The following is a 12,815-nucleotide window of genomic DNA, read 5'->3' as shown; positions in this document are numbered from 1 at the left end:
GTCATCCTTTCATGAATATTTTAATTTACATTTTAGCCTTAGGCCTAAGCGCTACTTTAATTATGGATTTTTTAGGTTGGGTAAGAGCGATGATTTTTAAAATCCCCTCATTTAACTATGCTTATTTGGGTAGGTTTTTCTTTTTAGTTAAAAATAAAAAATACGTATACAGAAATATTACCGAAGCCCCTGTACACAAATTTGAATACATTACGGGTTGGGTATTTCATTATATAACCGGTATTTTTTTCGCTTTAATTTATACTTATATCGATAATTCACATACTACTTTGGAAGCTTTTATATCTTCTATTTTATTTGGACTTTCAACTGCTATTATCCCATTTTTGGTGATGCAACCTATTCTTGGATTTGGTTTCTTTGCGAGTAAAACGCCCAATCAATGGATCAGCATAAAAAATAGCTTAGTGGCACACTTAAATTTCGGAATCGGTTTATTTATAGCCCAAATTATTCAATCCTACATTTTCTCAACATTACACTAATGAAAGCTTGATAGATTGAATGATAAAAATTTTAAATTAAATTTCTAATACGTTGCCAAAATGAATAAATCAATCAAAGACAAAATTATTCGAATTTGTGATGAAAAAATCGATCGGAAGGGAGAGTCTGTAGGTTTGTCATTTTATGCTTTCTTTTCAAATAAAATAATGACCCCGATGCACTCATGGAAGTAGCTCATTGGTGGATCATGAAACATAAACTTGACCACTTTGAAAAAGCACAGAAAATAAAATCTCTAATATCATCGGAATCTGAAGTTGACGCGATTTAATTGAAATACTTTGAATCACCAATAACCAACTTAACATTGGAAATTCGCAAGTTTAGAAGTACAATACTGCCCTAGTCGAGGGATGCTGCGACGTTTTACAAGTACAAAATGTAAAAGCGCCAGGCTCGACGATCGGTCCCTCTTATTCTAGGTAGACCAACAACGGCATCCGCGAACATAATGATCAATTTTTGTTTTTTATAAGGAGATCGTGATGAACGCGGTTAATGCTTCATTTACAGATTATAAAGTTGCCGATATTTCACTTGCTGACTACGGCCGTAAAGAAATCAAACTTGCAGAAGCTGAAATGCCAGCCCTTATGGGTCTGCGTAAGCGTTACTCTGCGGCTAAACCACTTGCTGGTGCTAAAATTTTGGGTTGTATCCACATGACAATCCAAACAGCTGTTCTTATCGAAACTTTGGTAGAGCTTGGTGCTGAAGTTCGTTGGACATCTTGCAACATTTTCTCAACTCAAGACCACGCTGCTGCAGCTATTGCAGCTTCTGGTGTTCCAGTATTTGCTTGGAAAGGCGAAACAGAAGAAGAATATATGTGGTGTCTTGAACAACAAATTAATGTAAATGGTACGCCTTGGGATGCCAACATGATTCTGGACGACGGCGGTGATTTAACTGCACTTGTTCATGAAAAATACCCAGAAGTACTCGCAAAAATCCACGGTATTACTGAAGAAACAACAACAGGTGTTCAACGTCTTCTCGAAATGTGGAAAGACGGTTCATTGAAAGTACCTGCGATCAACGTAAATGACTCAGTAACTAAATCTAAAAATGACAACAAATACGGTTGCCGTCACTCTCTAAACGATGCCATCAAACGTGCAACTGACATGCTGTTATCTGGTCGTCGTGCACTTGTAATTGGTTACGGTGATGTAGGTAAAGGTTCTGCGCAATCGCTTCGTCAAGAAGGCATGATCGTACGTGTTTCTGAAATCGATCCTATCTGTGCAATGCAAGCATGTATGGACGGTTACGAAGTGGTTTCTCCATACAAAAACGGCGTACAAACAGGTAAAAAAGAAGACGTTAACGCTGACCTTCTTTTAAATACAGACTTAATCGTAACAACGACTGGTAACTACCACGTTTGTGACGCTGCAATGCTTGATACATTAAAAGCAGGTGCAGTAGTTTGTAATATCGGTCACTTTGACACTGAAATCGATACCAACTACTTACGTGGTTATAAATGGGTTGAAGTTAAACCACAAGTTCACCAAGTATATCGTTCAGAAAATGAAAATGATTACCTCATTCTTCTTTCTGAAGGTCGCTTAGTAAATCTTGGTAATGCAACTGGTCACCCATCACGCGTGATGGACGGTTCTTTTGCGAACCAAGTTTTAGGTCAAATGCACTTGTTCGCAGAGAAATTTGCTGATCTTCCTGAAGACCAAAAACAAGCTGCGATCCGTGTTGAACTTCTTCCTAAGAAATTAGATGAAGAAGTTGCTGCAGCAATGGTTGCAGGTTTCGGTGGTGTTCTGACTCAATTAACTCAAGAACAAGCGGACTACCTTGGGGTTGCTGTTGAAGGTCCATTCAAATCTGACGCTTATAAATACTAATCTTTGAACAAGCAGGCTGAACAGCCTGCTTTTCTTTGAATTCTATTTTGCTGAAATAAGTACAAAGGATTTGAACATGTCTAAACAGATTCCAATTTCTTTTGAGTTTTTCCCAACCAAAACTGATGCAGGTGCGGAAAAACTTAAAGTTGTTCACCAAGAACTACAGTTGCTGAATCCAGAGTTTTTCTCTGTGACTTATGGTGCAGGTGGTTCTACACGTGAACGTACACTTTCGACTTTAGCTGATTTTAATGGCAAAGGCACGCCTGTCGCTCCTCACCTATCTTGTATTGGTGATAGCAAAGAACGGATCGCTGAACTTTTAGATTTATACAAATTTCAAGGGATTGACCGTATTGTTGCACTACGTGGTGACTTACCTTCCGGTCAAGTTGGCTTAGGTGAATTACCGTATGCTCAGGATTTAGTACGCTTTATCCGTGAACATTCGGGTGACCACTTCCAGATTGAAGTTGCAGCTTACCCTGAAATGCACCCACAAGCAGATAGCTTTGATTTAGACATTAAACGCTTTTGTGAGAAAGCCAATGCAGGTGCAAATGCAGCCTTAACTCAATTCTTCTTTAATCCAGATGCGTATTTTTACTTTGTAGAGCGCATTCAAAAAGAAGGTGTGAATATTCCTGTGGCACCTGGCATTATGCCAATTACCAATGCAAGCAACTTAATTCGCTTTGCAGATGGTACAGGTGCTGAAATCCCTCGTTGGATTCGTAAGCAACTGGCAGCCTATGGTGATGATACTGCATCAATCAAAGCCTTTGGTCATGAAGTGATTGTGAAGCTCTGCGAGCGCTTAATTGCTGGTGGTGCACCAAGCTTACACTTTTATACGATGAACACCACTGATCCAACTCGTCAACTTGTAAAAGACCTCGGTCTGGCATAAGTCTCCTGACTTCTTTTATCGACAGCTTAGGTTCAATTTATTTGATGTAAGGACTGAAGATAAAAGAAGTTTTTATTTTACCGACTTTAGAGTAATGCACATGCCTCGTTTTTTTATTGAAGCAGACTTAAATGTAAATACAACAGTTGAGCTAACTGAAACTGTATTTCATCATTGGGTCAAAGTTTTACGTGCACAAGTCGGTGAAAAAGCGACCTTGTTTAATGGTCAAGGTGGCGAATATCAAGTTGAGTTAACTGAAGCCAATAAAAAAACAGCCTCGGTTCTAGTTCAAGAATTTAACCCAACCAATCGCTCCCCAAACTTTAATGCCTTACTTGGTCAAGTAATGAGTAAAGGTGACCGCATGGATTATGCTATTCAAAAAGCGGTTGAGTTAGGCGTATCTGAAATTCAACTTCTCACCTCTGAACGTTGCGAAATGCGTTTAAAGTACGACCGCGATCAAAAAAAATTAGATCATTGGCAAGGTGTAGCAATTGCTGCTTGCGAGCAGTGTGGATTGAATATTGTTCCTAAAATATTAGCCCCACTCCCTTTAGCACAATGGTTAAATAGCGAACTCCCTGAAACGAAATTAGTCTTGGCACCCAATAAAGATGAGGTCGATGTGTTAAAAGATGCTTCCTCAAATATAGCACTACTCATTGGTCCAGAAGGTGGATTGAGTGAAGCTGAAATCCAATCTGCAAATCAGCATGGATTTATCAATTGGTGTATTGGTGAACGTGTTTTACGTACAGAAACTGCACCAGTGGTTGCTTTATCGATCTTAAATTACAAATTTTAATAAATATTTTCTCAAAATTCCGTGATTTAACTCACAATAGAATTGATTTTCATCCAATTAGACAGTACTTTAATGAAAAAAGAGTTGTCGCGCTAAATTTATATTTTTTAAGTTCGTACTCAAAAATAATTCAAATAAAGTAGAAAGAAAATTAAGGTATTGCCAGTTATGAGTGAAGTTCAGGGAGAGCATGTTTCCAACTCTGTACTCGATAGCCAGATCAAAAGTGCGACTTCTAATTTGCATTTTTTTTTAGCGTGGGTGCTCTTTGCCTGTATCTATAATCAACTTATTTACTTTTTTTACTTCAAAAGCTTTTCGATCCCTTATACCATTTGGCTCATTATATTCAGCGCCATTCTTTTAATCTGTTTTTGCTTTACCCTCTTTTTTAAAAAATCTAATCAAATTAGTATTTTTAACTTAGACATGTGGGCACAATTGGTTTGCTTAATTACTGGAGCTGGTCTAGCTATCGGTATTTATACCGTATTACAGCTTATCCCCGAACATAATCCAGAAGTCAAAGATATACATATGTTGACTTTAGCTGGGTTAATGTTATCTATTGTTTATACTTTTGCTATTGTATTTCTATCACAGCGTTTACGATACTTTCTTTATGTTTTTTTGCCTTCAGCTTCGGCCATAGTCCTTTCCAATTTCCTTTTTTTAGATAATACTCCTGATGTTTTTAGTTTAATCTTTAATATTTGGTTTGGCGTATTACTTATTTGCGCACTCCTTACCCATAAGATGTACCGCCGTCTTGGAATATTAAATAGTCACAATAAATTCTATTTATCTGAATCTAGAAAACATCTTATGGAGTCATCACTTCTCCAAGAAAAGCTAAAAAATGAGATTGAAAAATCCAAAGAAATTGAAAGCCAATTACAAATGCATAATCAATTACTCGAACAAAAAGTAATTGAACGAACCTACGATATTAATAAGATCAACGATCGACTGCAGCACCATCAAGCTAACCTCGATTTTGCGCATGAAACTGCTGGAATTTCATCTTGGCTATGGAATATTGAGAAAAGAACTATTGAAATTTCAGGCATTAAATATGGTAATCAGGTTTTACATTACCAAAGTGCAACTGATCAAATTAACGAGTTTATTCACCCAGAAGATCAAGAAAATTATCGTAAAGAGCTCCGTAAACATTTAAGAGGAAATACTGAACGTTTTGAAGCACATTATAGAACTAAAGTAAAAGATCAGTGGTTTTGGATTAAAGATATTGGTCGAGTTATTACACGTGATCCTGAAAATAATAAACCTCTTAAAATGGTGGGTATTTTCCAAGACATTGAGAGTGAAAAAAAAGCACAAGAAAAATTGAAATTAGCTTCGAATGTATTTAATCAAGTGGCCCAAGGAGTTTTCGTTTTAGACAATAACTTGTGTTTTTTAGAAGTTAATCCTTATTTTAGTGAATTGGTCAACATCCCACCGCAAGATATTATCTCAAAACACATCTTTGATATTACCAAATCTTCCACATCCCAACTCAGCCAACATCACGCCGATATAACTCAGACTGTGTTACACACTGGACAATATGATGCTGAGGTCACAGAAGAATTTATTTCAGGAAAAATATTAACCTTATGGCTGCATATCAATGCAGTTCGTGATGATAAAAATAGAATTTTAAATTATGTAGGCATCATTTCAGATTTGACTGAACGGAAACAAAATCTTGAAAGAATGGCCTACTTAGAGAATTACGATCTACTTACAGACTTACCTAACCGTGTTTATTTTAATTTACAGTTACACCAGTATCTAATTAGTAAATCTAAAATTCTGAGCCATTTTTCTATTATTCGTCTCAACATTGATCGATTTAGACATTTTAATGAGTTTATCAATCATCAAACTGGAGATGAAGTTCTCAAAGAAGTTTCCCGAAGACTGAAATATACCTGTTCTAAAGCCGTTCTGATTTCATATTTAAATAATGATGACTTTGCTATGATTTACAACTTAAATCATAGTCATTACACGATCCAACAAGTCGTCGATCAGATCCTTGAGGCCTTTGAAATACCCTTTATCATCGATGGGCAAGAACACATGATTCATGTCTCACTGGGTATCGCAATTTACCCCAATCATGGTAGACAAATTGGTAGCTTAAATAGTCACGCGGAAAGCGCTTTAACAGAAGCAAAAAAACTAGGGGGCAGCACAGCCTATTATTATGACAATAAGCCTGAATCCATTTTTGGCAGTGACATTGAGCTCGAAAGAGATTTACGACTTGCTATAAAGAATCAGGACTTAGAAATTTACTATCAACCTAAGATAGAAAGTAAAACGATGCAAGTGAGCGGCTTTGAAGCGTTAATCCGCTGGAATCATCCAAAGTACGGCATCATCATGCCAGATCGTTTTATACCCATTGCTGAAATGACTAGTCTGATCTCAGATATCGGAAAATTTGTTATTTTCCAGACATGTAAGCAACTTAAAATATGGCATGAATTAGGATTTGATAAGTTACAAATTTCTATTAATGTCGTGGCGCAACAGATCCATCGTGGGGAATTTCTCAATTTTATTGATCAAGCCGTGCTCAAATACTCACTCAAACCGGAGTTTATAGAGTTTGAACTTACCGAGTCATCATTGTTAGATAAATCATCTCATGTTTTTGATTTGCTAGACCAAATTAAGGATAAAAATTTCTCAATCGCCTTAGATGACTTTGGGACAGGCTATTCATCACTTGCATATCTTGCAGATTATCCTATTGATACACTCAAGATTGATCGCGCCTTTATTTCAAAGATTGGCACTCGTAAAAATAATGCTATTGTCGATGCAATTATTTCAATGGGTAAAACGATGGGGATGAAATTAGTTGCTGAAGGTGTTGAGGATATCGAGCAAATTGAATATTTAAAAAAACAAGGTTGTGATTATTTCCAAGGTTATTATTTTTCGAGACCATTAAATAGCGCTGATAGCACTCAATTTCTGCAAAATGAATATCAATTCTCAAAAATTAAATAAAGGCTAGACCAAAGTCCTAAATATGTATGAAATTTCGACTTTTAACTGTGATCAATGTGCAACTAGTGGTATATTCGAACCGATATAACCAAAAAACCAGCAAGGCTGGAACATTGTAATAACTGGGATTCAGATGGACGATCAATCTTTAAAACAGCAAGCACTCTATTACCACGAATTTCCAACGCCAGGAAAAATCAGCGTTACTCCGAGTAAGCAACTCGTCAACCAACATGATCTAGCATTAGCATATTCCCCAGGTGTTGCAGTGCCATGTTTGGAAATTGAAAAAGACCCTTCTAAAGCAGCGCTTTATACTGCACGTGGTAACTTAGTCGCAGTCGTCAGTAATGGTACTGCAGTACTCGGTTTGGGTAATATTGGTCCCCTCGCCTCTAAACCAGTGATGGAAGGTAAAGGCGTCCTGTTTAAAAAGTTTGCAGGCGTTGATGTTTTCGATATCGAAATTGCAGAAAATGATCCAGATAAAATCGTAGATATTGTTGCTGCTCTTGAACCGACTTTCGGCGGTATTAACCTCGAGGACATTAAAGCTCCAGAATGTTTCTATATTGAACAGAAACTTCGCGAGCGTATGAATATTCCAGTTTTTCATGATGATCAGCATGGAACATCAATTATTGTAGGTTCAGCGCTTTTAAATGCTTTGCAATTGAACGGCAAAAAAATTGAAGATATCAAGATCGTCGCTTCTGGAGCAGGTGCTGCTGCACTGTCATGTCTAGATCTTCTTTGTGCGCTTGGTGCTAAAAAAGAAAATATCATTGTTGCTGACTCTCGTGGACTCTTAACAAAAAAACGTGAAGGTTTAGACGAGTCTAAAAAACGCTATGTTCAAGATATCGAAGGTTCTCAGCTTGGCGACGTAATTGCTGGTGCAGATATGTTCCTTGGTCTATCAGCTGCGGGTATTTTGACTAAAGAAATGGTCAAGGTCATGGCGAAGGATCCAATTATCTTCGCGCTTGCTAACCCAGATCCTGAAATTCTGCCTGAACATGCACATGAAGTTCGTGATGATGTCATCATGGCGACGGGTCGTTCAGACTATCCGAACCAAGTCAATAATGCGCTTTGCTTCCCATATATCTTCCGTGGTGCACTTGATGTAGGTGCAACAACCATTAACGAAGAAATGAAGATTGCATGTGTACACGCAATTGCTCGTATGGCACATGTAGAAGCTGATGCTGCATCTTATGGTGAAAAATCTGCATCATTTGGACGTGATTACCTAATTCCACGCCCACTAGATCAACGCTTGATTCTTGAAATTGCGCCTGCTGTCGCAAAAGCTGCGATGGATTCTGGTGTAGCGACTCGTCCAATCCAAGATTTCTCCGTGTATCATCAGCGTCTTTCTGAGTTCGTTTACAACTCAGCATTTATGATGAAACCAATTTTTGCTCAAGCGAAAACTGATCCTAAACGTATTGCTTATGCGGAAGGTGAAGATCTTCGTGTTCTTCGTGCTGTTCAAATTGCAGTAGACGAAGGCCTGGCAAAACCGATCTTGGTGGGTCGTACTGCTGTGATCGAAGCGAATATTAAGAAATTAGGTTTACGTTTAGAAAATGGTGTGAATATCACTATCGTTGATCAAGAAACAAATCCTGATTACGAAAAGTTTGCTGATGATTACTATAATCTGATGATGCGTAAAGGGGTAACACCTGAGTATGCACAACGTGAATCACGTCGTCGTTCGACCCTGATTGCAGCGATGTTAGTACGCCACGGCTTAGCAGATGGTATGCTATGCGGTACGTATTCTAGCTACGATATTCATTTAGATTTCGTGAGTAATGTCATCGGTTTAAAAGAAGGTCATAACACTTTCTTTACCTTAAATGCGTTGATGCTCGAAGATCGCAACTTGTTCATTGCAGATACATACATCAATCGTAACCCTACGGCTGAACAGCTTGCTGAAATGACTATATTAGCAGCAGATGAAGTCCGTCGTTTCGGTATTACTCCACGTGTCGCATTGTTGTCGCACTCAAGTTTTGGTTCTGATCAGACTGACCCTAGCGCTCAAAAAATGCGTAAAGTGTATGAAATCCTTTCTGAAATCGCACCTGAACTTGAAGTTGAAGGTGAAATGCATGCAGATGCAGCACTTGATGAAAATATCCGTAGCTTTGCATTCCCGAACTCGCGCTTCAAAGGTTCTGCGAATCTATTGATTATGCCGAATTTAGATGCTGCAAATATTTCATTCAACCTGTTGAAGTCAACTTCAGGAAATAATGTAACAATCGGTCCAATCTTATTAGGTGCGGCTAAGCCAGTTCATATCTTAACACCAACAGCTACTACGCGCCGTGTTGTAAATATGACTGCATTAACTGTTGCAGAAATTCAAGAAGAGGAAAAAAACGCGCTCTAATCCTTTATTTAGGGCACGTTTTGTGACTTGAGAAAACCTTTATTCTGATGCATGATGGTGCTAAGAATAGAGGTTTTTTATGCAAGTTTATTTAGTAGGCGGCGCAGTGCGAGATCAGTTGCTCGGACACCCCTATCACGAAAAAGATTATGTCGTTGTCGGTGCAACACCAGAACAACTTTTAAACCAAGGTTTCCAACCTGTTGGTAAAGATTTTCCTGTATTTCTACATCCCGAAACTAAAGATGAATACGCCCTCGCTCGTACTGAGCGTAAATCTGGGCATGGTTATCATGGCTTTGAATTTTTTACCGATCCCTCGGTAACCCTTGAAGATGATTTAATTCGTCGTGATTTGACAATCAATGCAATGGCCATGAATGAAGATGGTGAGTTGTTCGACCCTTATCATGGTCATCAAGATTTGAATCAACGCATTTTACGTCACGTTTCTGATGCCTTTGCAGAGGATCCACTACGAGTATTGCGTGTTGCCCGTTTTGCAGCTCGCTATCATCAGTATGGTTTTAAAGTAGCTGAAGAAACCATAGCCTTAATGAAAAATTTGGCTGATTCTGGTGAATTGCAAGCACTTACGCCTGAACGTGTTTGGAAAGAAACTTCTCGTGCTTTAATGGAACGTGATGCTGATATTTACTTCGAAGTCCTTCGTCAGTGTGATGCTCTCAAAATCCTCTTTCCAGAAATCGAAGCATTATTTGGTGTACCACAACGTCCTGAATACCATCCTGAAATTGACTGTGGTATTCATACCTTGATGTCATTACAACAAGCTTGTAAAGCAGACTACTCGATGGATGTACGCTTCGCAGTATTAGTGCATGATCTGGGTAAAGCACTCACGCCTAAAGATGAGTTACCTCGCCATATCATGCATGAGGAACGTGGTGTTCAGCCCGTGACTGATTTATGTGAACGTCTTAAAGTTCCGACCCAAACCAAACAATTGGCTATTGCGGTGTGCAAAGAACATCTTAAATGCCATCAGGCGTTTACATTAAAACCAGGAACACTTTGGCGTCTATTACAACGTTTAGATGTATTACGCCGTCCTGAACGTGTTGAGGCTTTTGTACAAGCATGTGAATGTGATGCCAAAGGTCGCTTAGGTCTCGAAGACCGTGAATATCCTCAAGCAAAATATGTATTAGATGCAGTACAGATTGTTCGTTCAATTAAAGCATCTGATTTACCGCCTGAGATCAAAGGCCCTGATATTGGTGAAATGCTGATCCAAAAAAGAATTGAAGCTTTGTCAATGCACCGAGAAAAATATCAATCCATTGTAAATACATAATATTTACCTCCTGAAGCTCAGGAGGTAATCGTATTTTAAAAGAATGATTGTTGAAAATATTTAAAAGAATCAATCATTGGTTTAATGATCGAAGCCACTAATAATAGCGCCATACTGTAATTGAAGATCTTTAGATGCTGTGGCGTACGCACCAAAGTTTGTAATTTTTCTCCGAGTATTCCCCAAGCTCCCGTGCATGGAATACAGACTAACCCAAACACAACACCCAAAATGATATACCAATAAAATTCACTGCCTGCAGCTAAATAAGTCGTCACCGCGCCCATTGCCATAATCCAAGCTTTTGGATTGACCCATTGAAATAATGCAGCTTGCAAAAAAGTAATGGGTTTCGCTTGAGTTTTATCTAATTCAACTGAGCCTGATTTAGCAATCTTAATGGCTAAGTAGATTAAATAAGCAATACCGATCAACTTTAGAATTTCGTAAACCAATTGATTTTGACTCAGTAATGTACCTATCCCTAAACCAACCAAAATCACCATGACCCCAAAACCGATCGCTACACCTAAAATGTGTCCATAAGTCGCACGGAGTCCAAAGTTCACTCCTGAGGTTGCGACCATCAAATTGTTAGGTCCAGGTGTTATGGATGTCACAAATGAATATAGAACAAAGGATATAAATACACTAAAAGTCATAATAAGGTTTTCACTTAAATTTTATATTTTTAATTTTTGATAAAAATTAACTTCTAACTGGCAATGATTAAACTCTGCAAACCGCTTCAGCTCAACCATCAACAAATTTAAAAATTCTTCTTTTTGTTTAATACCTTCATGTAAATGAAAATTTAGAATTTCTAAAATACCTTCTGAACGATACGCTTTACAATCTATTGTTGCAACAAAATCTGTTCCATAGAGAATAGGTAAACTAAAATAACCATATTGACGTTTTTCTGGTTTAACGTAGCATTCTAAACTATAGTCGAACTGAAATAATTTCATTAATCGATCACGATGGATCACTAGATTATCAAAGGGAGAAAGAATTTTCACCGTGCTTTCAATATTAGGAATTTCTTCGATCCCTTTCACATCCACATAAATGAACTCACCTGAACCTAAGCTTTTTAACTCAATTAATTTTGCATCTATTTGTTCATGAATTATTCTTTGCATTGCTTTTTTAAGTTCGGCGCCAGTTTTCAAATGGATCAATTGTTTCCATGTAAATACACCCTGTGATCTTTTAACCGTCTCGTATAAGTAGCGTGCATATTCATCTATTGAAGGCTCTGTCAAATCAATGCTCGAACTTAAACAATTCTCCTTCAGCACGTAAATTTTTTCAGCACCTGAACGCTGATGCACCATTAAGTCACCTTGCATGTAGAGTTGCTCGATCGATTTTCTTACAATTCCTGAGTGCCACCATGAATGACTAGTCTTTTGATTTTTTACAATAAAATCGCGCGATCTAATTTCCCCCTCTGATTTTGCTCTCGCTAAAATCTCACGCATGAGTTTTTGATCACCACCATTAAAATACTTACTATCTCCTCGTTTCACCATATTCATTTGTCTTAACGCATAGCGGTAGTCGCGCATGGGTATATATGAAGCTGCATGAAACCAGTATTCGAAAATATGATGATTTTCGAGCAACACATTTAAATTATCTTTTTGGTAACCTTCAACACGATTCCAAAGTACATGATGATGTGCACGCTCAACCACTGAAATAGTATCAATCTGAACATAACCTAAATGATGAATAACATCTAAAATTTCTCGTGCCTTTTGTTGGAGAGTTTCATATTTTAAAGATTGACTAAAGCAATTTCCCCTCCGCCCACAATACAATGAACGGTAAATTGCCAACCTCCTAATTTGAACATCCATACGCTACCTTTTTATTATTATTCTTAGATTATCATATCCTGAATACAACATTAATGATGTATT

The 12,815-nt window shown here is 37.8% G+C and carries 9 protein-coding genes and 1 pseudogene; 8 read left to right on the top strand and 2 right to left on the bottom strand.

Annotated features, from left to right (window positions below; translation table 11 throughout):
* Positions 1–11 precede the first annotated feature (11 nt).
* The 8 genes and pseudogenes from AC1M9P_RS02155 (at position 12) to AC1M9P_RS02120 (ending at position 10,884) form a co-directional block, all read left to right on the top strand.
* Complete coding sequence (locus AC1M9P_RS02155) at positions 12–506, top strand: DUF2938 family protein (protein ID WP_035266514.1); 495 nt, start codon at positions 12–14, stop codon at positions 504–506.
* Positions 507–566: 60 nt separating this feature from the next.
* Positions 567–799: pseudogene (locus tag AC1M9P_RS02150) on the top strand (DUF6500 family protein).
* Between the two features lie 214 nt (positions 800–1,013).
* Positions 1,014–2,396 (top strand): adenosylhomocysteinase, encoded by a 1,383-nt coding sequence (ahcY, locus tag AC1M9P_RS02145; protein WP_004814998.1) that lies wholly within the window; start codon positions 1,014–1,016, stop codon positions 2,394–2,396.
* Between the two features lie 76 nt (positions 2,397–2,472).
* On the top strand, positions 2,473–3,309 hold the full coding sequence (metF, locus tag AC1M9P_RS02140) for a methylenetetrahydrofolate reductase [NAD(P)H] (protein ID WP_481586602.1): 837 nt from the start codon (positions 2,473–2,475) through the stop codon (positions 3,307–3,309).
* Between the two features lie 100 nt (positions 3,310–3,409).
* Positions 3,410–4,120 (top strand): 16S rRNA (uracil(1498)-N(3))-methyltransferase, encoded by a 711-nt coding sequence (locus AC1M9P_RS02135; protein ID WP_035266510.1) that lies wholly within the window; start codon positions 3,410–3,412, stop codon positions 4,118–4,120.
* 168 nt (positions 4,121–4,288) lie between these two features.
* Positions 4,289–7,153: an EAL domain-containing protein gene (locus tag AC1M9P_RS02130; RefSeq protein ID WP_035266508.1), complete on the top strand. Its 2,865-nt coding sequence runs from the start codon at positions 4,289–4,291 to the stop codon at positions 7,151–7,153.
* Positions 7,154–7,286: 133 nt separating this feature from the next.
* A complete protein-coding gene (locus AC1M9P_RS02125; RefSeq protein ID WP_035266506.1) occupies positions 7,287–9,566 on the top strand; it encodes an NADP-dependent malic enzyme in 2,280 nt (759 codons plus the stop codon).
* A gap of 79 nt (positions 9,567–9,645) precedes the next feature.
* On the top strand, positions 9,646–10,884 hold the full coding sequence (locus AC1M9P_RS02120; RefSeq protein ID WP_035266499.1) for a multifunctional CCA addition/repair protein: 1,239 nt from the start codon (positions 9,646–9,648) through the stop codon (positions 10,882–10,884).
* A 35-nt stretch (positions 10,885–10,919) separates the two neighbouring features.
* On the opposite strand, the gene AC1M9P_RS02115 is transcribed toward AC1M9P_RS02120, so the two are convergent.
* Both AC1M9P_RS02115 and AC1M9P_RS02110 read right to left on the bottom strand, forming a co-directional pair.
* Positions 10,920–11,546: a LysE family translocator gene (locus AC1M9P_RS02115; protein ID WP_481586601.1), complete on the bottom strand. Its 627-nt coding sequence runs from the start codon at positions 11,544–11,546 to the stop codon at positions 10,920–10,922.
* A gap of 21 nt (positions 11,547–11,567) precedes the next feature.
* Positions 11,568–12,752: a winged helix-turn-helix domain-containing protein gene (locus AC1M9P_RS02110; protein ID WP_481586600.1), complete on the bottom strand. Its 1,185-nt coding sequence runs from the start codon at positions 12,750–12,752 to the stop codon at positions 11,568–11,570.
* Positions 12,753–12,815: the final 63 nt, after the last annotated feature.

It is taken from the genome of Acinetobacter sp. 25-47-122 (assembly GCF_056779695.1).
This window is presented reverse-complemented; position numbering and strand designations above follow the sequence as displayed.